This is a genomic window from Pelosinus baikalensis (assembly GCF_020819555.1).
In the GTDB taxonomy this organism is placed as follows: Bacteria; Bacillota; Negativicutes; order DSM-13327; family DSM-13327; genus Pelosinus; species Pelosinus baikalensis.
On sequence record NZ_JAJHJB010000001.1, the window covers coordinates 1 to 24,285 of the forward strand.

Annotated in this window: 18 protein-coding genes; all 18 read right to left on the reverse strand. The window is 40.0% G+C overall.

From position 1 onward, the window contains the following. Positions 1-2,831: beta-ketoacyl synthase N-terminal-like domain-containing protein (locus LMF89_RS00005; RefSeq protein ID WP_229533291.1), on the reverse strand; the 2,831-nt coding region annotated here is incomplete at its 3' end. 11 nt (positions 2,832-2,842) lie between these two features. Then, complete coding sequence (locus LMF89_RS00010) at positions 2,843-3,664, reverse strand: class I SAM-dependent methyltransferase (protein WP_229533292.1); 822 nt, start codon at positions 3,662-3,664, stop codon at positions 2,843-2,845. Then, positions 3,616-4,497 (reverse strand): alpha/beta hydrolase, encoded by an 882-nt coding sequence (locus LMF89_RS00015; RefSeq protein WP_229533293.1) that lies wholly within the window; start codon positions 4,495-4,497, stop codon positions 3,616-3,618. The genes LMF89_RS00010 and LMF89_RS00015 overlap by 49 nt, the downstream gene beginning before the upstream one ends. Further along, the gene (locus tag LMF89_RS00020; RefSeq protein WP_229533294.1) at positions 4,494-6,005 is read right to left on the reverse strand and encodes an AMP-binding protein; all 1,512 of its coding nucleotides are present in this window, start codon (positions 6,003-6,005) and stop codon (positions 4,494-4,496) included. Before LMF89_RS00020 ends, LMF89_RS00015 begins: the two co-directional genes overlap by 4 nt. A 187-nt stretch (positions 6,006-6,192) precedes the next feature. Continuing rightward, positions 6,193-6,405, reverse strand: a complete 213-nt coding sequence (locus LMF89_RS00025) for a biotin transporter BioY (protein WP_229533295.1) — start codon at positions 6,403-6,405, stop codon at positions 6,193-6,195. After that, entirely contained in the window at positions 6,386-7,774 is a 1,389-nt protein-coding gene (gene bioA, locus LMF89_RS00030; RefSeq protein ID WP_229533296.1) for an adenosylmethionine--8-amino-7-oxononanoate transaminase, read from the reverse strand. Before bioA ends, LMF89_RS00025 begins: the two co-directional genes overlap by 20 nt. Next, entirely contained in the window at positions 7,761-8,504 is a 744-nt protein-coding gene (gene bioD, locus LMF89_RS00035; protein ID WP_229533297.1) for a dethiobiotin synthase, read from the reverse strand. Before bioD ends, bioA begins: the two co-directional genes overlap by 14 nt. A gap of 43 nt (positions 8,505-8,547) precedes the next feature. Continuing rightward, entirely contained in the window at positions 8,548-9,717 is a 1,170-nt protein-coding gene (gene bioF / locus LMF89_RS00040; protein WP_229533298.1) for an 8-amino-7-oxononanoate synthase, read from the reverse strand. Continuing rightward, entirely contained in the window at positions 9,717-10,487 is a 771-nt protein-coding gene (locus LMF89_RS00045) for a 6-carboxyhexanoate--CoA ligase (RefSeq protein WP_369412546.1), read from the reverse strand. The genes bioF and LMF89_RS00045 overlap by 1 nt, the downstream gene beginning before the upstream one ends. A 49-nt stretch (positions 10,488-10,536) precedes the next feature. Then, complete coding sequence (gene bioB, locus LMF89_RS00050) at positions 10,537-11,550, reverse strand: biotin synthase BioB (protein ID WP_229533300.1); 1,014 nt, start codon at positions 11,548-11,550, stop codon at positions 10,537-10,539. A gap of 250 nt (positions 11,551-11,800) precedes the next feature. Continuing rightward, positions 11,801-12,844 (reverse strand): FAD-dependent monooxygenase, encoded by a 1,044-nt coding sequence (locus LMF89_RS00055; protein ID WP_229533301.1) that lies wholly within the window; start codon positions 12,842-12,844, stop codon positions 11,801-11,803. A 162-nt stretch (positions 12,845-13,006) separates the two neighbouring features. Next, on the reverse strand, positions 13,007-13,552 hold the full coding sequence (locus tag LMF89_RS00060) for a biotin transporter BioY (protein ID WP_007932554.1): 546 nt from the start codon (positions 13,550-13,552) through the stop codon (positions 13,007-13,009). Between the two features lie 324 nt (positions 13,553-13,876). Further along, positions 13,877-15,778 carry an ABC-F family ATP-binding cassette domain-containing protein gene (locus LMF89_RS00065; RefSeq protein ID WP_229533302.1) on the reverse strand — a complete coding sequence of 634 codons (1,902 nt, stop codon included), beginning with the start codon at positions 15,776-15,778 and terminating at the stop codon, positions 13,877-13,879. 152 nt (positions 15,779-15,930) lie between these two features. Then, the gene (locus LMF89_RS00070) at positions 15,931-17,487 is read right to left on the reverse strand and encodes an acyl CoA:acetate/3-ketoacid CoA transferase (protein WP_229533303.1); all 1,557 of its coding nucleotides are present in this window, start codon (positions 17,485-17,487) and stop codon (positions 15,931-15,933) included. Between the two features lie 41 nt (positions 17,488-17,528). Beyond that, positions 17,529-18,935, reverse strand: a complete 1,407-nt coding sequence (locus LMF89_RS00075; RefSeq protein ID WP_229533304.1) for a GntP family permease — start codon at positions 18,933-18,935, stop codon at positions 17,529-17,531. A 318-nt stretch (positions 18,936-19,253) separates the two neighbouring features. After that, positions 19,254-20,525, reverse strand: coding sequence for a sigma-54 interaction domain-containing protein (locus tag LMF89_RS00080; protein WP_229533305.1), 1,272 nt, complete (start codon positions 20,523-20,525; stop codon positions 19,254-19,256). A gap of 304 nt (positions 20,526-20,829) precedes the next feature. Continuing rightward, positions 20,830-22,200, reverse strand: a complete 1,371-nt coding sequence (locus LMF89_RS00085) for a sodium-dependent transporter (RefSeq protein WP_229533306.1) — start codon at positions 22,198-22,200, stop codon at positions 20,830-20,832. Between the two features lie 312 nt (positions 22,201-22,512). After that, positions 22,513-24,261 (reverse strand): ABC transporter ATP-binding protein, encoded by a 1,749-nt coding sequence (locus tag LMF89_RS00090; protein ID WP_229533307.1) that lies wholly within the window; start codon positions 24,259-24,261, stop codon positions 22,513-22,515. Positions 24,262-24,285: the final 24 nt, after the last annotated feature.

Below are 24,285 nucleotides of genomic sequence, written 5' to 3' on the forward strand. Positions count from 1 at the left end.
GAAACCGTGGGCGGCAAAGATAACTTCGCTAATACTTGGCTTTCTCCAAGATAGACAGTATCAATTCCCCTATGGCCCGGACCGTATTCCATTCCCATTTCTTTAAAGGTTTCATAACATTGGCTAGACGAAAATAGACTCCGATTACACCGGGTTTTCCATGCTTCAATATCTACGTCTGGAGTTTCCGTACCAGAAATCAGCACAGCATTCCCTTTACTATACACTTCAGCTTCGTTATAAATTTCATAGGTAATTTCCCCATTGGGTTCGGGATAAAGTCCAATATGTATCTTGGCTGCTTGTGCTTCTACGAAGATAGGGCGCATCCACACCATATTGGTAAGCCGTACCCTTGTCTTTTCTTCTTTTCCTCCTCCGGCAGCCTGTTCCACGGCTACCCGGGCCATTTCAATATAGGCGGCTCCAGGTAAAACTTTTTTCCCTTTCACTACATGATCTTTCAAAAAAAATTCTTGTCCTGTAAAGGTTGAACTAAACCGTTGTTCGGATAAATCGGAAGTATTTCTCTGCACCAGCGGATGAATGGGCATAAAAGCTCCTGCACTTTCTACCCTACTATGGTCGGTAGAGGTAACGTCAGGTATCCAATAATGTTCCCGGGCAAAGGGATATGTCGGTAATGGAACACATTGCCTCCTATCAAACAAATTAGCCCAATTTAGAGTATATCCGCTAATGTACAATTCTGACAGAACCGATAATTTTTCTTTATATGTCTCTGCATTTATGCTCCCATTTTCCCGCAGTTCTACAATCAGCTGCTCTCCATAATCTTTTAACCCTTTTACTTCCTCTCGAAAACTAAATTCTGCTAAGCCGCTTTTAGCAACTGCTATGAGTTGTTGTTGCAATTCATAGAGATCTTCTGCAATAAATATACATCTAGCTGAGAAATGACTGCGCCCAGCCAATAGCGTATAAGAAATTTCCTCAGTCCGCTCATTTTGTACTTTTTCTTCAAACCAATGAATCATATCTGCAATTTTACGCTCTAACGAATCTTTTGTTTTTGCTGAGAATGGAAATAAATAACAAGGTTTCGCATTACCGGATGTACGTTTTCTTATTGGCGCTTCCTCAATAATCGCATGACAATTCGTTCCACTAAAACCAAATGCACTGACTCCCGCCCGCAAAGGACCTCCGTCCCTGCTTTTCCATTCTCTAAGCTCCCGGTTTATAAAAAACGGACTTTTATTTAGATCGATATGCTCATTTACTTCTGTTATATTAATTTGTGGAGGAAGTTTCCTATATTTCATTGCCATCAGAACTTTGAGGACACCAGCGATTCCAGCTGACATGATTGCATGTCCGAAATTTGGCTTATGAGACCCAATGGCACAAAATTGACTTTTATTTGTAAACATTTGAAAGGCTTCCGTCAATGCTTTCACTTCAATTGGATCGCCCAATTTAGTGCCTGTTCCATGTGTTTCTATAAAACTTACTGTTTCAGGATGTATTGCTGCATTTTTATATGCATCATATAGTAAAGCTTTTTGGGAAAGCATACTTGGCGCAGTAATCCCCTTTGTCTTTCCATCCTGGTTGATTGAGGAACCTTTTATCACTCCGTAAATATAATCTCCATCCGCAACAGCTTGTTCCAGTTTTTTCATTAGCAAAACCCCAACACCTTCGCCTAATGCAATGCCGTTTGCACGATTGTCAAAGGTTTTACATTGTCCATCAGGTGACAACATTTCTGTTTTTGATGCCATTACATAAAATTCCGGAGAACTTAAAACAAACACTCCACCCGCTAAAGCCATTTCCGACCGCCCGCTATGAATACTTTCACAAGCTAGATGGATGGCCACCAACGAAGAAGAACATGCAGTATCTATTGCTATATTAGGTCCTTTTAAATTTAAGAAATAGGAAATCCGCGCAGCTAAAATTGACATATCATTTCCTAAAAAAGTTTGCGAATTACGCTCCTGTGTTAATAATGTTTTTTCTTTGTAATCCGAGGTTCGCCCTCCAACAAAGACCCCCACTTTTCTCCCCGACAATTCTTCAGCAGAATATCCTGCATCTTCAAACACCCTATATGCTTCTTGTAACAACAACCGTTGCTGGGGATCCATCCGTTCTGCCTCAAGCGGTGAAATATTAAAAAATAAAGCATCAAATTCTTCTATATTGTTTATTAATCCCCCCCATTTACTAACGGCTCGATCCACTTGTCCGGGGTCAGGGCTATAATATTTGCTTTCATCCCAGCCTTTGCGATTAATCTCCTCTATGCAATTATCTCCAGCTTGCAAATGATTCCAAAATTCTTCAACATTTTCCGCTCCAGCAAACCTGCCGGAAATTCCAATTATCGCTATATCAGAACCACGCTCACCTACAGAAATACTACTTTCTTTTTTTTCAGGAACCGCTTTTGGGTCATGAGAAACTTGATATTGTTCCGGTTCAATAACCCTCAACTTGTCCATCGTCGGAAAGTCTTCCAGCAGGCATTCAGCATTCTCCATACAGTTTAAGTTATTTTCCCTAAAGCCTTCTTCCGTATCTCCAACCATGCTGATTCGCTTGTAGCAGTGACCTATCCGAAATTGGTCAAAAATGTATCCTGCTAACTCGTTTATATTCGTATAATCAAACACTGCGTCAATCCCTAATTTTAGACCTAATTTTTGATTAATTGACTCTACTAACTCTACAGACTGAATTGAATTAATGCCTATTTCCAAAAAGCTTTTCTCTGCATCAAGAAAATCATTTGAACATTTCAGTAAATCCATAAGGATCTCTTTTATCCCCATTTTTATATTATCTACATTAATATCCATTCCTCCGCCTCCTATGATAATTTCTCACCAACAGCCATATATAGCTGCCGCAGAATAGCGTGTTTTTTACTCTTAAACATGTTTCTCCAACCAACAGAAATATTAGCTAAAACCTTACTAGACAAAAAGCCATCACATACCAGTTTTGCCGGAATGCTCATTCCTTCCGATTTTAAAAATATTTCCTCCCCCACTATTTCGCTATGGGCGCTGATGACTTCAAAATCCACTTTTGAAAATCCGCCTTCCTTTAATATGCCAGGCAGTTCCCTGCCTATGCGGGGATTGCCCCCTTCAGCAAAACGGGATTGGCAATAAGCATCATAAAGTTCGCTCAACTCTGGCACATGCGGATGCGTCATGATATGCATATTAAAATCATTGTCAACAAATACAGCTCTGCCTCCAGGTTTCAATATTCTGTATACTTCACGAACAGCATTAACTGGATCAGGTAAATGTTCTAAAACCAAACGGATAATTGCAAAATCAAACATATTTTCAGCTAAACCCGTCTCCATTATGGATTTTTCAAGTACTTCATACCGATTCTTGTTCTTTTTGGATAAATAATTTTGGGCATATTCAACCAAAAATGGGTCAATTTCTACAGCGGTAATATATGCTTCAGGCAATTTATCCAAAACCTTTTCAGTAATAAATCCGGGACCTGAACCAAGCTCTACAATGCGTATTCCATCCCTTAGGCCGTATTCAATATAATGCTTCAATTCTTTGTCCCAGAATAAGTCCACCTGCGCTTTCAAACGCTTTATTTCTGTTTCTACATGACTTGTAATGGTCTTGATTTGATAAGATCCCTGTTGATCCATTCTTTTTCCCTCTCTCTACATTCGGGTATTTCTTTACCCAAAAAACTGACTATCTGATCCGCGACTATCTTCCAATTAGGATCTAACATCATGTCATGGCTCATATTGGAAAAAACAACAGGCGTTGTGCTATATGCACAGCCAATAGAAATAGCTCTTTTTTCCGAAAAAACACCATCTGTTTTTGAACCAATCACTAAAGTAGGAATCGAAGCAGTTATTGACTTAGGAACAATTCTGCCGCGTAACTCCTTACGGGCTTTAATTGATTCTTCTTGCAAACATTTCATAAACTCCTCTTTTTCTTCATCTAGTAATTGATTAGAAAAAAACAATTTTGCCAAAAAGTTTGTATTGCTGTTGCGATCAAGCATCCTCTTTAGTGTCATCTGCAATGACTCTTTTAGCATACCCTTAGGCGGAACAGATGCCATTAAAACCGCTGCTCTTATTTTTTCCGGATGCAAATGCAAGATTTTTTGAACTAACGCCCCTCCCATCGAATGCCCTATCAAAACCGGCTTTCTTTTAAAAAGCAACATGGTTTTCAGTATATCTTCAACATAATCGCTTAATGAACTGGTATGAAGCTGTTCATAGCCTTGGCTTTTACCATGTCCCCGGAGACTAAGAGCATAAGAAGAAAATCCTCTTGAAGAAAAATAAGGAAGGAAATATTTCTCCCAGCACCAAGCCCCATGATAGGCTCCATGTATGAACAGCAGTGGTGGTATTTTATCGTTTATCTCTTTCGCTAAGCATTCTAAAACTTCTAATTTCACGCCATACTCACATCCTTTGAATATGAAATAAAAAATTCTTCTTAAATTCATTCTAATTCTAAGTAATTTCCTTTAACTAACCAATTTCGCATTTCGTTAACAGCAATTTTGCCGCTGCTAGTTTTCAAAAACGAATGTACAATAAATATTTTTTTAGGAAGCTTAAATTTTGAAATTTTCTTAGATAACCTTGTCAGCAATTCCTTGCGGGAAAGATTTTTCCCATCATTCCAGCTAACCGCCGCACAAACTATATGCCCCCAATATGAATCAGGCAATCCAAAAACACAACATTCACTGATTTCCGGCAAACTGTAGAAAGCGGATTCAACTTCGACAGGATAAATATTTAACCCCCCTGAAATAATAACTTGATTGCGACGGGAAATAATATAAATATAACCTCGGCTGTCCCGGTAACCTTGATCTTCTACTGTTGCCCATCCATTTTTCAAATGAAAACCAACACCATCTCCACCAGAATAATAACCATGAATAACAAACTTACTTCTAACCCATAAAGTCCCTATTTCTCCAACACCAACAGGACGGTCATTATCATCTCTAAATTCCACTTCAACACCATAAAAAGGTCTTCCGACCGAATCAGCAGGCTGCGGGGAAAAAACATCGTGCACAGTCACAAAGCTTAATTCTGAGGCACCATAATACTCATATAGTTTTGCATTAGGAAATATAACACGAATTTCATGTAACATAGATGATTCCAGTTTTGACCCAGATGTAATAATTTTTTTGACCTCTGGAAAATTCTCTTTATTCAGAAGAGCTTTTGTTATTTTTTTTAACATCGTCGGTACAAGAATAAGGGTTGAAATATTCTCGTTTCTCAAATAATAAACCACAGCCGACATTTCAAAATTCTCTAATAAAAAAATACTAGCTCCCAGTCTTAGCCCTTCCAATACGCTATATAATGTTAAACCATGACATAAAGCCCCCGGTGCCAAAATATGTTCTGCAGCACTGATTTTAAACTCATGACCGCTGGCGATCAAACTTTCCAACCAAGTTTGATGCTTCCTCATAAACGCCTTTGGAAAAGAAGTAGTCCCAGAAGTAAAGCCAATAAATAAATCAGGGTTATCAATTACAGAGTGTCCTAAATCTAAGTCTACTTCCTCACAATACAATTGCTTGCAATTATTGGCTAGATCAATTTTGATACTATTTGTCAAACTAATATCTTCTAAGTCTTTTGGATCATCCACAACTAAAACATCTATTTGATGCCACTCAACAACATCTTCTATTTGTTTACAAGTCCACTTTTTATCCAATATTACTGCTGTACAGCCGGCAATAGAAGCAGCAAGAAAAAGTTCTACAAACTCACACCTATTCTTTAATAACAACCCTAGTAATAATGGTCTATTATCGCTTCTTCTTTTTTTTCTTGATAGGCTGACCAGTTTTGTTGCAATCAGTAAGGCGTTTTTTACTAATTGACCAAACGTTCTTTTATTTGCCTTACTAGTTAGCGCGATCTTATCGGGATGACAGTCAGCATACATGATAATAGCATCTGTAATTCGCATACCGAAATCTCCTCGCTTATCTTTTGTTATAACAGCTTGCTTCACTACATATCTGCACATATGTTTCGCAAATGACACAGATATTTTTATCATTACCCACCGCTACAATGTGATTTTATAAAAAACAACGCAACATGCGCTTTAACATGGTGCGTATTATATCATTAAATTTACTTCTTCATATGGCCTATACAATCACACTGATAACTCCCAAACGAGTTCCAAAAATAACTCCGGACAACAGCACAAACACCATCTGTAAAGGAATAGGCATAACCCCAACAGGGATAAAAATGTATGAGCCAATCGCAAGGAGTCGGCAATAATTCCAGTTAACATCATGCCGCGTATTGCCATTATGACCAGTCTCTTCCCTATCACTAAAAATATGCAGCACCACTTATGTTACTCATAACATTATCATCACTGGTAACTTCTTCTACTGATTTTTTAAGAATTTCCAGCATGCAAACTATATCTTCTATACTACTGGATAAAGGCGGCATAAATACTACTACATCACCTACCGGTCGGATAAAAAGACCATATTGCCGCGCTTTCATGCAAACCGCCCCGCCCATCGTCTGCTCCCAAGAATATGGTATTTTATTGTCCTTATCTTTTACAAGTTCGATCCCGGCGATCATACCGCACTGCCTTGTATCACCAACATGCTTCATTTGCTGTATATCCAGCAGTTTATCTTCAATCGACTTTACTTTAATAGCAAGTCCATCAATTACATTTTCATCACGAAATATTTTTAAATTAGCCAAGGCCGCCGCACAAGCTAACTGATTTCCTGTATAGGAATGCCCATGATAGAAAGTCTTTTTTTCATGAAGTTCACCCAGAAATTGATCATAGATTTCATTGGTAGTAAGTGTTACTGCTAACGGTAAATATCCGCCAGTAATGCCTTTGGACAAGATCATAATATCCGGATTAACATTCTCATGTTCGCATGCAAACATTTTCCCGGTGCGCCCCCAGCCTGTCGCAACTTCATCAACAATGAGAAGCACATTATATTTTTTCGTCAGTTCACGCACTTTAGACAGATAACCTGGCGGTGATACGAGTATACCCGCCGTAGCCTGAACCATTGGTTCTAAAATAACAGCAGCAATTTCTTCATTGTTTTCCTGCAAGACTTTTTCTAGAGCTTCTACACAAGCCATACCGCACGTATCCGACCCGACAGACAACGTACAATGATAACATGAGGGCGAAGGTATTTGAATTGGTTCAAAAAGTAAAGGTTTAAAAACACGATGAAACAAATCAATTCCACCAACACTTACTGTACCAATTGTATCACCATGATAAGCCTGGTTAAGTGAAACAAACCGGTTTTTTTTCGATAAGCCGCAATGCTGCCAATACTGAAATGCAATTTTAATGGCTACCTCTACAGCAGTCGAACCATCATCGGAATAAAACACCTTATTTAAACCAGAAGGGGTAATTTCCACTAATTTTTCTGCCAACTGTGTTGCGGGAATATTGGCCAAACCGATCATTGTGCTATGGGCAACTTTGCCAAGCTGCTCAATAATTGCTTGGTCAATTTCGGCCTTACGATGGCCATGGATATTCACCCACAAAGAAGATACACCATCAAAATACTCCTTACCTTCCGTATCAATGATTTTGTTACCCTTAGCCTCCGCTATCACCGTTTGCTCATTATTTACCCAGCTCTTCATTTGAGTAAAAGGATGCCAAACATATTTTTTATTTTGCAGTTCGATTTCATTCATTCCCATTGCTCCCTTCTATACTATGAATGATACGTTCCATATTCAAATTCAACTTTGCCAACTCAGCCAGGCTTTCCGTTTGTCCCATGGAGACACTCACGGAATCTACAATCGGAAACTTGCCTAAGATTGGAACTCCCGTCAGACGCTCAATATACTCCATATTGCTCTCTTCTAAAACACCCTTTGCATTCTCATTCCATTTGTTCATAATGATTCCGGCCACATTAATGTTACGCGCCTTGGCATAAGCTACAGTCAGCACAGTATGATTAATAGTACCTAATTGTGGTCCGGTTACAACAACTACCGGCAAATTCAATTCGGACACCATATCAGCAACAAGATACTCTTTCCACAAAGGAGCCGCAATGCCACCGACCCCTTCAATTAGTACGGACTCATAAAACTGGCTTGTATTACGGCAGGCAGCAATCAGGTTGGGAATATCAATATCAATACCCATTTGATCTGCTGCAGCTGCCGGTGTTAGCGCAGGTGTTAAACAGAATGAATTTACCTGCGCCCACTTCTCAACTGGAATGCCCGCTGCTTTCGCCAAAAAAACAGCATCTTCTGATTGTATGTGACCATCAGCATTTACTACCCCGCCAGATGCCAGGGGTTTAATAACACCGACGTGAATTCCACAGTCCCTAAGAGCGGCTGCAATTGCCCCGGTGATTACTGTTTTTCCTATATCAGTATCCGTTGCCGTAATAAATAAACCTTTCATTTATTATCCACCCCGTTATCTTTAAATTCATTTCAGCTTTTAACTAAACTACTATTCGCAATCGTTTAGCAGCTGCAGCAATCTTTTCTGCAGCTACAGCTAATTCTGCTTCTTCATGGGCAGCCGATACCGTAATTCGCAATCGACTCGTTCCTGCTGGTACGGTTGGAGGACGAATTGCACTGACAATTACCTCTTCACGCCTTAATTCTTGCACTAAAGCGATCGTCGCTCCCGCCGAACCCACGATAACCGGAATAATGGGAGTTACTCCCTCGCCCACTGGCAGACCAGCATCACGAAGCGAGCGGCGCATAAAACAGGCATTCCTTGACAACTTTTGAACGAGCTCCGGTCTAGATGTAAGTTGCTGAATCGCAGCACGTGCGGCAGCAATTGTTGCTGGAGACAAGGCTGTCGAATAAATAAAACTTCGTGCTTTATTTATTAAAAATTCTATTATTGTTTTACGACCAGCTACAAATCCGCCTTCGGATCCTAATGCCTTACTAAAAGTACCCATCTGAATATGGATACGTTCCTTTAATCCAAAATGGGCTGCTGTGCCGTGCCCACCAGGACCAATGACCCCGGTTGCATGCGCATCGTCAACCATGACAAGCGCATTATACTTTTCCGCTATATCCACTATATCGTCTACTGGGGCAATATCACCATCCATACTAAAAACCCCATCTACGACAATCAGCTTTTGTCCATTAGATGGACTTTGCGCTAATAGCGAAGATAAATGATTCACATCCGAATGCTGGAATATGGTAACCCGTGCCCGTGATAGCCGGCATCCGTCAACAATGCTGGCGTGATTTAACTCATCGCTGTAGATAGTATCACCAGTACCCACAAGTGAACTAATAACTCCCACATTAGCCATATAACCAGTATTAAATGCTACTGCCGCTTCAGCACCTTTAAATTCCGCTAATTCTTGTTCCAATAACGCATAGTGAGGATGACTTCCTATTGTTAGCCGTGCACCTCCGGATCCCGTACCGTACTCATTTATTGCTGCCATCGCAGCCTGTTTTATAGCCGGATCATGAGTTAACCCCAAATAATTATTTGATGCAAGTATTAGATACTCTTTTCCATCCATTTGCGCGTGCACCGCATCCCGAAAACTGTATGTATAAAGTTCCCGGTGCAATTCTAATTGTTTGATCTCAGTCAAATATTTTGACAAAAAATCCATTATAAATCTTCTCCTTCAGTTGGAACCGTAACCAGCACTGGTTGTTTCTCAAGATACTTGCAGAGCTCTGCAACATTGCTATTTTCGCGTATAAAAAACACCCGTCCTCCCAGTGAGCTGCCGTACGGTTTTAGTTTTGTAAACCGGATATACCCCTTTACTGAGGCTACATACCCTGTAACATATTCTGGATCATCAGACCAACAGAGTTCTGCAATCACACCTGGAGCGGAAACAACCTTAGTGGCAAGAATCATACCTTCCCGCGCATGAATCCCTTGCAATCCCTGGCACTCCATCCATTGATTGAGAACATCTTCATCATTGCTATCCATACGTGATACCCTGATACCACGCATGCCGGTATTATCTAACCGCTCTCCAGTCTTGGCACATACTAACATAGCTCCACGCATACTATCCGTTAATTTCACCAATTGCTCCATACCGCGTTCCACCGCTTGATTGCTCACTCCAATAGATAGTAACTCGGATTTTGCTGCAGCACGACCGGCCGTAAAATCCAAAACATCAACAGTCCGCGTAGGTAACAAGCGTACTGGCTTAACGATTTCCCTGGGGACAGCTTCTATTGTAATATTCACGAAATCCGCACTCCCCCGCGTATGCGAAAAAGCTCTTTCCAACATATCCTGCGTAATTTTTCCGAGCCGCTGCAAAACCACCAATCGTTCCGCACCCGATATATGCCGCCCACCCATTTCATGAGCGCCCCCTTGCGCCGATCTCATTCTAACGCTATAAAGCACTTAATGACCCCTTTTCTCTTGGTTTCGTTGATGAATAATAGTAGTATCATTACAATACAGCATGAACAGCTTGTTTAGCAGAAAGAGGACTCAGTTCTAAATCATAAATCATCCTTAAATCGGTAGAATAATCCCGTCCATGGGTTGTTAAATATCCGCCAATCATCATACCATTGATACCGCTTCTTAGGCTCAATGCCTGCAAATCACGTAGATTCTCTTCCCGCCCTCCCGCGGTACGCAAGCCGCGGTCCGGCAGAATAAATCGGAATAAAGCAAAGCTTTTTAAGACTTCCAAAGGTGTTATCGGTTGCAGATTCTCCAGTGGTGTCCCTTTCATTCTATGCAGTATATTAAGTGGCACGGAATCCACGTTCATTGCTTTCAAAGCAAACGCCATCTCCAGACGCTGTGACATACTTTCCCCCATGCCAAGAATGCCCCCCGAACAAACTTCAAGTCCTGCTTCTTTAACAACCTTGATCGTTTGCACACGATCCTTGTATGTATGTGTATTGCAAATAGAAGAATAATGACTCTCGCTCGTTTCAATATTATGATGATAGCGTGAAACACCTGCCGCTTTTAAAGCTTTGGCATTTTCAAAGGATAATAACCCCAGAGAACAGCATACATGCAGCTTTGTTTCCTGTTTGATGCGTTTTAATGCTCTTAGAATTTTAGTAAACTCTCCCTCATCCCCCATGCCTCGCCCGCTAGTCACTATTGCAAAACGTAATGCCCCTCCATCTTCAGCCTGCTTGGCAGCAGACAGCAATTCTTCTTCAGTCATAAGCGGATACACGTTTACCTGGGTATGATGATGAGCCGATTGAGCACAAAAAGCACAGTCCTCAGAACACATCCCTGAACGCCCATTAACGATAGAGCATAAATCTACATCTTTGCCAACGTACTTTTGCCGTATAGCATCAGCCATCGCAAGTAAAAATGGCAAATCTTCATCATTTATATCCGCTAATGATCGTGCCTCCTCCATTGTTATTTGTCCGCCGGCTACTATCCGATTTCCTAATTCCATTATCAATTGCACATTTTTCATTTAGCATTTCCTCCTTATTTATTTAACAAAAAATTCAACTTTGTCATAGAATAAATTTAATTCATTTACTTTATATTAACATATTTTCCAATTAATTTCCATGTAATTTCCAAATAAAACCAAAAGCATCTTTTTGTTAAATGTTTTCTTGTCTTAATAATGAGTAAACATAATATAAAAAGGATTGTCTCAAAAATTGAGACAATCCTAAAGATCGAGAAACCAAAATAATAAATCTATCATTCCTATATTAAGATGATAAAAAATCTGAAAATTTTGGAGAAACCCTGGCAAGAAGTTCCCACTGCCTTACCATATACTGTCTTTCCTGCAAAACATAATTTTCATATGTCTTTATTAGTTGTTGTGCGTTGACAATCTGTCCTTTTGTATAGACAGATTGAATTGCTTCTGCAACCTTGCATCCGCTTACTAAAGCACTAGATATTCCTTCCCCCATAGGATTAAGAAAATTAGCGGCTTCACCTGCAAACAATACTCTGCCTTTTCCTAATGTAACCGAATGTCCAGGGGTGATATATGGTATAATCCAGCGTTCTTCTTTAACCTGTGGTTGTATTCTTGCATTATAATAAGACTGAAGGAAAGAAAGAAATCGAGAATGATAGTGCTTTATTTTATTGGGATCTTTCACTCCTACTCCAATAATAAGAAAATCATCTTTGACATTAAACCATGCATCATATTCGGATAATTCAGGGCTCAAATATGCATGAAAAAACTGACTATCCAAATCAATACTTCCCTTGGAAAACGTTTGGTAAGTAGCAATATAACTGTTTCGTTCCTGTAATAAATTCTTTTTAATAAGACTGCCAGCACCGTCACATACGATAACAACAGCCGCCTGTTCATAATATGTTTTGCGCCCTTGTAGTTCAACCGATACATGATCGGATCCTTCTTCACAAGAAATAGCGACTGTTGACGTTCTAATCTCAACACCACTATCTTTTGCCGCTAGAGCTAGCCAATGGTCAAATAAACTTCGCCATATATTTAACCCACTACTTTCAAATGTAAACGCTTGATTTTCTTCATTGGTAATAATAATACCCCGGCTTACATTCGGTCTGCATAGAACCGAATCCGGTATTTTACCAAATTCATTTTTCACTATTTCCACAGATTTTGGTATCAAAATACCCGAACATGACTTTTCGCGCGGCATTTCCAGCTTTTCAATCAATAACACTTTATATCCAGCAGCCGCTGTCCGTTTAGCAGCCATACACCCCGCAGGTCCAGCTCCTATTACTATAACATCATACATATTAAACGCTCCTCTTCGGCAAGTAATAAAATCAAGCTATCATAAATGCTGCATTAAAAAACTTTTAACCAAAGCATTTTTATTCAATCTTACTTAATGTTTCATTGTACTATATATGCTGGAACATAACCCTACCAAGAAGTATGATGGGCTTGCTCCCACCTAGCCTTTGAACCGTAACAGAGAACGATTTACAAGTGCCCCTATCCATGTTGCAATAAAAGCCTTAACCAAGTCTCCTAGTAAAAAAGGCAACACTCCAGCTATCAAAGCATTTCCCAAGCTTATATCGGTAATAAAACTTAGCCATACGACTCCAAACAAGTCAACTACCATAACCCCACCAGTCACATTAGCTAGCGCCAGTCGCCAAATACGGTTCTGCCTCCCTCTCAGCCAGGCAATCAGCATCACTCCGATGAGAAAACCAAAATAATAGCCGCCGCGCGGTCCCAATAGAATGCCAATGCCACCACTCATACCTGCGAAAACTGGCAATCCTGCCGCTCCCATCAGAATGAGTGTAATCACGCTAAAAGCTGCTTGTCTGACAGTTAAAATACTGCCTGTTAACATGATGCCTAAGCTCATTGCAGAAATAGGACTCGGGCTCATGGGAATCGGAATCGAAATTAAGCCCAGCACAGCGGTCAGGGCGGCAAAAAATGCCGAATGAACCAAGTCTGTTGGTCGGTTTTTCGTGTCCATTTTCCCCCTCCTACTTTTTGTTCTAAATGGTAATTTTTTCATAATTATCACTTTAAACAGTATAAAAGAAAATTTACTAATGGTCAACTACAATATTTCCACAACCCCTTTATAAAACACAAGGCGACCACAGCAGGAAATAGTTGAAACAGGGATTATCTGTTGAAGAAACAGCTAAACAAACTATGTGTCCTATTAAATTAGTCAAAAAATACTTGCAAACTAAAGATAAATGAAACCCCGCAAAATTCCATTAAGAATTTTACAGGGTTTCTTCAAAAAGGGACAATTTTCAATTGCTTTTTTCTACTACACCTAACCTATTTACTGGTGTCCAATTTCTTCAGCCAATTCATTCAAATAGGTCCAGCGCTCTAGCAGCTCTTCCAGCTTTTTTTCAAGTTGCTGTTGAATCTCTGTCAACTCTTGCAGCAAGGTGAAATTACTACCTGAAGTATTGATGCGATTGCTGACAATCTGAATCTCCTTTTCCACACTAGCAATTACATCATCTATTTCTTCATACTCTTTTTGCTCTTTAAACGTAAACTTCCGAGAACGCTCTTTTGGTCTCTCACTTTGCGTTTGCTCACTGCTCGTCTCTTTTCCCTGATTCTGCTTTTCCTCGTTATATGCCAAGGCACTTTGGTAATCCGAATAACCGCCTACATATTGCCGAATGCTCCCATCCTTTTCAAAAGCAAAGACTTTTTCTACAACTCGATCTAAGAAATATCGATCATGAGAAACGGCAATGACTGCACCAGGAAAATCATCCAAATAATCTTCTAATATGGTCAGCGTCTGAATATCCAAATCATTGGTAGGCTCATCTAATAACAATACATTCGGTGATCCCATTAAAATACGGAGCAAGTATAAGCGGCGCTTCTCCCCGCCCGACAATTTACGAATGGGTGTCCATTGCATCTCCGGGGAAAAGAGAAACCGTTCCAACATCTGAGAAGCTGTAATAATACCACCATCGGCAGAAGATATGAAATTAGCCTCTTCTTTGATATATTCAATCACCCGCAAATCTTCATCCATGTCCGTATTTTCCTGGGAGAAATAACCGATTTTTACGGTCTGTCCGATTTCAATCACACCACTATCAGGATTTAATTTTTGCGTTACCAGGTTCAGTAAGGTTGATTTTCCGCTGCCATTGGGTCCTACAATTCCCATCCGATCATTGCGCAGCACAATATAACTAAAGTTCTGGATGACGGCACGTTCTCCAAAAGATTTACACACATTTGCTATTTCAATAATCTTCCGTCCTAGACGACTGGCACCTGCTGTAATTTCCACTCGATCCTGACTTAAATCAACCTTCTCATCTGATAGCTTCTCAAAGCGTTCAATCCGAGCCTTTTGCTTGGTAGTGCGAGCTTTGGCACCTCTTCTCATCCATGCCAGTTCATTACGCAGTAAATTCTGGCGTTTATTTTCACTTGCCTCTTGGTCGGCTTCCCGCTGCATTTTTAGTTCCAAGAACAGACTATAATTTCCCGTGTAACTATATAAATTGCCCTTATCTAGCTCAATGATACGATTCACTACACGATCTAAAAAATAACGATCATGAGTAATCATCAGCAATGCGCCTTTGCGTTTATGTAGATACTCCTCCAACCAAGCTACCGTATCATTATCGATATGATTGGTAGGCTCATCTAAAATTAAGAGATCCGCCGGATGAATCAGAGCACTTGCCAAAGCGATGCGTTTACGCTGCCCACCAGATAAAGTGCCTACCTTTGCTGTAAAATCTGTTATACCTAACTGCGTTAAAATTATTTTGGCTTCACTCTCAAGCTGCCAGCCATTCATACCATCCATTTGCTGACTGAGTGCAATAAGTTGTTTTTGTAAACCTTGATCTTTCGGGTTATCCTCAGCGGCCAGCAGCACCTGTTCGTATTCCCTCAGCAATTTCATGATCGGTGAATACCCCTGAAACACCTGATCCAGAACCGTATCTGAAGGATTAAAAGAAGGATTCTGGGCTAGATATTGTACTTCTATGGTGTTGCCAATCATCACCTTCCCATCATCCGCTTCTTCCAATCCAGCGATGACTTTCAAAAAAGTAGATTTCCCTGTGCCATTCACACCAATCAAGCCAATTTTATCATTTTCATCAATACCAAAAGAAACATTACTAAATAAATTCTTCGTACCATAACTTTTGGATAACTTTTCAATCGAAACTATATTCATAACGATACCTCTCACCAACAAAATCTTACTATACCTATTATACCTAATGATGGCAAGTATGCAAAATCAAATGGTGAGTTTAACTTCTAAATACAGCACCTACATAACAATGCGCTTACATCCTTGTATGTCATAGACTTTTTATCAGATTTTCAAATCTTGATACTCATGATCTCATCGCGGAAGATACGCTCATCCATCATTTTAATATTTGGCGAAATAATTGGTTTGAAATCCATAAGTGCCAGAATATCTTTATCAATATCTACACCTGGTGCTATTTCTGTCAGCATTATGCCTTTTGCTGTCAGCTCAAATACTGCACGTTCGGTAATATACATGACCGATTGTTGTGTTTTTTGTGCATATGTACCACTAAAGGTAATTTGCTCAACATGGTCAAGAAATTTCTTAACTTTCCCCTCATTAACAATTTTCAATTTTCCATCGGCAATGTTAGCCTTCAGTCCACCTGCAGTAAAGGAACCACAATATATAACCCGCTTTGTATTTTGTGTAATATTGATGAAACCGCCGCACCCCGCTACGCGGCCCTTAAATTTACTAACATTAATATTTCCATATTGATCGGTTTGTGCTAACCCGAGGAAGGCCAAATCCAGACCACCGCCGTCATAAAAGTCAAATTGATATGGCTGGTCAAGAATGGCTTCAGCATTCATTGCAGCTCCAAATCCCAAGCCGCCTGCCGGAAGACCACCGACAGGACCAGACTCTACCGTAAGCGTCATTGTATCACCAATGCCTTCTTCATTTGCCACCATGGCAATGCCTTCTGGAACACCAATTCCCAGATTTACCGCTGCGTTAGGGATAAGTTCCATAGCTCCACGGCGTGCAATTACTTTGCGCTCATCAAGAACCATAGGGGCAATTGTAAAGAGCGGCGCACGAGCCTCCCCGCAATATGCAGGATTATAGCTGCATGGTTCAGCATAGATCTGTAGATGATTATCTGGATTTTCATTCACTACAACATAGTCCACGTTAATTCCGGGAACTTTTACATTCATAGGATGCATGCTGCCATTTTCCACAATGCGTTCTACTTGTACGATAACAATACCGCCTGAGTTTTTGGCAGCTTGCGCTAGAGAGAGAAGCTCTAAGGATACTGCTTCATGTTCAATCGTAATATTACCTTTCTTATCCGCACTAGTGCCGCGAAGTAATGCCACATCAATGGGAAAGGGTTTATACCAAAGCCACTCTTCACCTCCTAACTCAATCACCTCGACCAAGTCTTCCTTAGTAACGTCATTGATCTTACCGCCTTCCACCCGGGGATCTACAAAAGTATTCAGACCTACCTTCGCAATAACCCCTGGTTTTCGTCCGGCAACATTACGAAACCAATGGGTAAGAGTGCCTTGGGGGAAATTATAGGCTTCAATTTTATTTTCCACGGCAAGTTTACCGAGTTTTGGTGCCAGATTCCAGTGTCCGCCGATTACCCGTTTCACCAGCCCTTCATGTCCAAAGTGGTTTGCGCCACGATCCTTACCGTCCCCCTGCCCGGCACAGTATATCAACGTAAGGTCAATTGGAAGTCTTTCCTTTAGAAAGCTTTCTTCAATTGCTCCAGTCAATGCATCTGGATTACCACAGCCTACAAATCCGCTTGTTGCAACAGTGGCACCGCTTTTAACCAATTTGGCAGCTTCTTGTGCACTAATGATTTTAACCATATCCTTCACCTCAGTAAGTGTCTTTCGACACAAATTTTTAATTAATATAATCCAGTAAGTAAGTGGAAAAAAACCACTATAAATGCGACACTCGTTTTCATTAGGGTTAATGCGAAAATATCTTTGTATGCCTGTTTATGAGTCAATCCACAGACCACCAATAACGTAATGATGGCACCATTATGTGGAAGGGTATCCATGCCGCCTGATGCCATGGATGCAACTCTATGTAGAATTTCAGGAGACATACCGATGGATTGAGCCCATGCCAGCCAATCTTTTGACATTAAATCTAATGCAATGGACATGCCTCCTGATGCTGATCCGGTAACACCCGCGAGAGTAGTAACCGTCACCGCTTCAGAGACTAAAGGTGTACCTCCTATTTTTATACTCATTAACGCACTTGAAATGGCTTTAAAACCCGGTAATGCTGCAATAACGTTACCGTAACCTACCTCAGAGGCAGTATTCATGATGGCAAGTAATGAGCCGATAGCCCCAGCATTCATGGCTTTTGCCAAGCTGCCGCCTTTTGGTATCGATTTGTACCCTAAGCCCATGGCAAGTAAAATACCGATGACCAAAGCAATAATGAGTGACCAAATACTAATGACATTTTTAATATTGGCTGCTACCATTGGTAATTTCATTGCTTGAAATGGTTCAAGCATCATCGGATTCCAGGCAAAGAAGTTGATCATCACAAAATTAATAATCAATACTGCCAAGAGAGGAATAACCCCAATATACCAGGAAGGTAGTTTAACCTCTGTATCTAAGCGTATGTCAGGCTCATTGATCGTATGCTCGCCATACCCTTCACCACTAGTAATAGCCGTTTTATATCGGTGATTTAAATAGAAAAGGCCCGAACCGATTAAAATCGTGCCACCAAAAATACCGCATATGGGAGCTGCATAGATCGTCGTGCCGAAAAAGCTAGTGGGTATAATATTTTGTATTTGAGGAGTACCAGGGAAAGAATCCATCGTCGCAGTAAATGCACCAAGAACGATAGCCGCAGGGATAAGCCGTTTTGGTATATTCGCTTCTCTAAATAGTGCGGCGGCAAAGGGGTAAACCGCAAATACCACCACAAACATACTTACACCACCATACGTTAAAACCGCTCCGGCTAACGTAACAGCAAGAATAGCACGTTCCCTGCCTAATCCTTTTATAATTGCGTGAGCAATACCTTGAGCCAGTCCAGTGTCCTCCATAATTTTGCCAAAGATGGCTCCCAACAAGAATACAGGAAAAAAAGACTTTATATAGGTCACACCTTTTGCCATAAAAAGTTCGGTATAAGCCGGCATGATTGGCAGACTAGACATACTGGCAGCAAGCAAGGCAAATATCGGAGCAAATATAATAACTGAATACCCACGGTAAGCAAAGCAAATTAACAAAATCAGACTTGCTATAATACTGATCACTTCCATAACCTTAAACCCCCAATACTTTTTTACTTGGTACTACAACGTCCAAACCTCCCTTCTTTGCATGACGCCACTTTCACATTTATAGTAAGTTGCAAGATGTATGCCAAAGTGAAAATAATAACAAACATAGACAAGTAACCGCCTTTAAGCAAAATAGATAGTATTGATATTGTCTGAAAATACAGACAATTATGTATGGTTTTCAGACACAACAAAACAACTCATGACAAATCCGCTTTGTAATGTTACATAATAACATCAACGGAAGTTAGCCATGAGTCAGAAATATTCCACAGCAACCAGTAAACACATTGCCTTTTAACGATTTTTTCCAGGGGAGTTATACCCAATACCATATTTTTTTAATTTTTCATAAAAAACAGACCGATTTACGTGCAACAATAGAGCAGCTTTACTTTTATTACCACCAGTATCCTCTAGCGCTTTTAGAATTGCATTTTTTTCTGCCTCATATCGTATTTCAACTAATTCAGCTCTAGTTGATTCCTTTTCTACGTGCTGGGGTTTCAGTATTTTTCTCATGATAGGGGCTAAATGTTCTGGTAAAATACAGATTCCTTCCTCCATGATGTTGACAGATCGCTCCAAGATATTCTCCAATTCACGGATATTGCCTGGCCAAGAATAGGCTTTAAGCACCTTCATAGCTTCTGGCGATATACAGTCAACAAAGCGTTCCAATTTCAAACTGATCTTTCTGAGCAAGACCTCACACAATAAAGGAATATCCTCCTTATGATCCCTCAGCGGCGGAATCTGGATGGAAACGATGTTCAAACGATAATACAAGTCTTGCCGGAAATGCCCACTAGCCGTCAACGCTTCCAAATCTTTGTTCGTAGCAGTAATCACCCGTATATCCAGCTTAATGGTCTTAGTTCCGCCAATTCTTTCAATTTCCCATTCTTGCAGCACCCGCAATAATTTCACTTGCATACCAAGGGGCATATCACCAACTTCATCCAAAAAGAGCGTGCCTCCGTTGGCCAGTTCCATCTTGCCAGGCTTACCACCTTTTCTCGCTCCAGAAAACGCACCTTCTTCGTAACCAAACAACTCTGATTCCAACAAATTTTCTGGTATTGCCGCACAATTCACTTTAATAAATGGCCCTTGGCAGCGAGAACTCCCATTATGAATGGCATGTGCAAAGAGCTCCTTCCCCGTGCCGCTTTCTCCCAAAATCAGCACAGTTGAACTGCCTTTAGCCGTTCTTTGGGCAATATGCTTAACCTCTTCAATTTTTTTAGTTTCTCCAATAATATCTCCAAATGTATACTTGCCACCTAACGTCTTTCGCAGTCTTTCCTTATAATATTCAAGCTCATGCTGGAGATGGCTGATTTCATTAGCCAGCCGCTTCAAATCCTTGATATCTTTAAATACGACATGACCAACAGCACAAATAATTTCATCATTTTTTACAATGGGAATGCGGGAAACAATACAGTTATTACCATTCATTTTCTGTATTACATTCATTTCCCCTTTTCCATTTTCGATAACCTCATGCAATTGGGTATTGGGAATCACTTCTGTTACCTTTTTGCCTTCAATCATGAACTGCATATTCACACTCCTCTCACCTTCTTCAATCGTCATCATGCTATTTTTGCAATATTATGATAATAATTGAAATTCGTAGGGTTTATTTAACATGCAATGCATGTATACGTAATTTTTTTCACAATGAAAGGCAATCTTTATCGTCTAGTTACAAGGATAGGTTTGAAACCATTATAGCAAATTAAACTCAATTTTTCTACGCAGTTCATTGTTCTACCTATAATGAAATAAAATTGTATACGCAATACATAACCCCCTCTGATCCGATATTTATCTAGGATCAGAGGGGGTTATCCAGCATTAAACTCTACATTTTTAGTATCCCAATGGCATTCAAGAAGACTACAATCAGTAATACGGGAGTTACATAACGAATCAGCAAGAAGTATACATTGACCAATCCTGCAATTTTTAACTTTCCATGATTGGATAATTCAGCGACTACGTCTTCACACTTTATCGAATATCCCATTAATAAGGCAATCAATAATCCGCCCAATGGCATAAAAACATTAGAAGAAATATAGTCAAATAAATCAAAAAATCCGAGTCCAAAGAAGGTAATATGCCCCAGCATACTGGTCTTGTCAACCGACAAGGTTGCTAAAATACCTACTATAAACATAATTACTGCTGTCAGAATCGCTGCGCCTTTTCGCGACATGCCCTTCTCCTCAGATAAATACGCCACAGGCACTTCTACCAATGATAACATGGCAGTAGTCGCGGCAATAGCCGTTAAAAAGAAAAAGGCAATTAATAATAGATTGCCAAAAGGCATTTGAGAAAATACCAAAGGTATGGTCATAAAGAGCAATCCAGGCCCAGCCGTAGGCTCCATACCAAAAGAAAATACAGTTGGGAATATCGCTAAACCTGCTAACATGGATACTAATGTATCAGATAAAGCCACTTTAACTGCCATACTAAACATATTGTTCTCTTCTGTAAAATAACTGCTATAGGTCATCATCGTGCCCATACCAAGGGATAATTTAAAGAAAGCCAGTCCTAAGGCTGCTAATATAGCCGCAGCTGATAATTGTCCAAAATCAACATGAAATAAAAATTGAATCCCCTCTGCAGCTCCCGGTAAGGTCAAAGCACGAATATCACAAATAATAATCAGAATAAATAATAATGGCATTAATGTCTTGGTAATCTTTTCAATCCCTTTTTTTACACCCATTGTTAAAATACCGGCTACTACAGCAATTACAATGAACTGCCATAAAATAGGTGACAATGGCCCCATAATCACATCACCAAATTGGGCCTTAGCTGTCTCCATGGTAACGTTAACAAAATCTCCCGAAATTGCTTTAAATAAATAATAATATACCCACCCAGCTACACAGCTGTAAAAAAACATAATCAGATAAGAGGACGCAACGCCCATAATCCCAATGTTCTTCCAAGGGGTACCGGGTTTTAACTCTTCCAATGCACCTACAGCATTCTTCCTAGTTTTCCTTCCAATGTAAAACTCACTGAGCATAATCGGTAAACCAACAAATAAAATACAGCAAAAATAGACTAATAAGAAAGCGCCGCCGCCATTTTGTCCTGTTAAGTAAGGAAACTTCCAAATATTACCTAACCCTACTGCTGATCCTAGTGTTGCAAAAAACACTGCTAACCCTGAAGAAAATGTTTCTCTTTTTTTAACTACACCCATGACTTCACTCCTATTTTTTATTTGCTCTAATCATTAGTCCTTTCGTTATGACTGTAAGTTTACAAAACAAGAAAATTTCACACTCTTTTAAGTTATTTTTGTAATATTCACACATTACAAACGACTCTATTGCTAAGTCTCTTTGTGTAGTTATTTACGAGCATAACAGTATATATAATAACATACATTTTTCATTTTGAAACTTACTTTTGATTTCCAGACTAAATAAAAATAGGTTAACATATTCCTCCTCTTCACAAAGAATATGTTAACCCCTATGAACATTACGCTGATCTTCCCTTTCATGCTAACTTATTTGTTTAGCTCCTCTAATCCTTCGAACTGCATATTATAATACTTGGCATAAAGTCCATCTTGCAGCAGCAGCGTTTCATGATTTCCCCGTTCCTGAATGCCCCGATCATTAATCACAATAATTTCATCCGCATTTCGTATTGTGCTTAACCTGTGGGCAATGACAATGGTCGTTCGATCCTTGGAAAGCTGCTCTAATGATGCTTGAATATGACGCTCGCTCTCATTATCTAAAGCGGAAGTAGCCTCATCCAAAATTAAAATTTTAGGATTCTTTAAAAAGACACGTGCAATCGCCAGGCGCTGCTTCTGTCCACCGGAAAGACGAACTCCTCGTTCTCCTACATAGGTGTCATAGCCATAATCAAGACTCATAATAAAATCGTGAATGTTGGCATTCTTGGCTGCTTTAATAATTTCCTCCTCAGCAGCCTTAGGCTTGCCATAAGAGATATTGTCCCGCACACTGCCAGCAAACATATACACGTCCTGTTGGACAATTCCGATGTTACTTCGCAGGGACTTTAGTGTAACGTCACAAACATCCTTGCCGTCAATTGTCACAGAACCTTCTGTCACATCGTAAAAACGGGGCAGCAAAGAACAAAGGGTCGTCTTACCTCCTCCGGATGGACCGACCAAAGCTACGGTTTTTCCAGCTTCTATCGATATTGTCACCTTTTCCAGCACTTCAGTAGTTTTGTCATAATAAAAAGAAACATCCTTGAAAGCGATCTCACCACGTACATTGGTAAGAGATATTGCATCCTCTTTATCCACAATTTCCGGCTCCGTTTGCAGTACATCAACAAAACGCTTAAAACCAGCGTAGCCTTTTTGAAACTGTTCGGTAAAATTAATAAGTACATCAAGAGGATTAATAAAGATGCCAATGTATAGAGCATAAACCGCCAGGTCCGTGAGCTGCATCGTACCATTGGCAATAAAGACGCCTCCAAAGACCAGTACTGTCACATAAAGCAATCCTTCAAAGAAATTGTTTCCTGCATGAAAACTGCCCATTATTTTGTAACCAGTTTCTTTAGAATCTAAAAACTCAACGTTGCTGCTTTTAAACTTTTCGCTTTCGATCTCCTCATTGGCAAAGGATTTGACTACACGAATACCGGAGAGACTATCTTGTACCCGAGAGTTCACATTGGCAATCTTCTTCCGATTATCCATGAAGATAGCCTTCAACTTTCGGTTTTGATAAACACTGAAAACTACCATGATCATCGTAACACATAGGAGAATTAGTGTCATTTTTACATGAATCAGCATCAGCAGTGCAAAAGAACCAATTATCTTTAATATGGAAATAAATAAGTTTTCCGGTCCATGGTGTGCCAGTTCTGAGATATCAAACAAATCTGAAACCAGTTTGGACATCATTTCCCCTGTATTGTTTTTATCGTAATAGGAAAATGGAAGACGTTGCAAATGGTCGAATAAATCCTGTCTCATATCGCTCTCCATTCGAGCACCCATTACATGTCCCCAAGAGGTAATATAGTATTGGCAGCCATAGCGAATGAGGTACATCACAATTAAACCCCCACCAACAAAACCAATCCCATGCAAAATCTCGGCTGAACTTTGGGTAAATAAACCTTTGGTAAGGAGGTTTAAAATTTGCGGAAATGCAAGATCAATCATGGACATGGTTAATGCACAAACCATATCCGTATAGAATAAGAACTGATAGGGCTTATAATATTGAATAAACTTCTTTAAAATGAACATCTGAAAAATCTCCTTTAATCGACG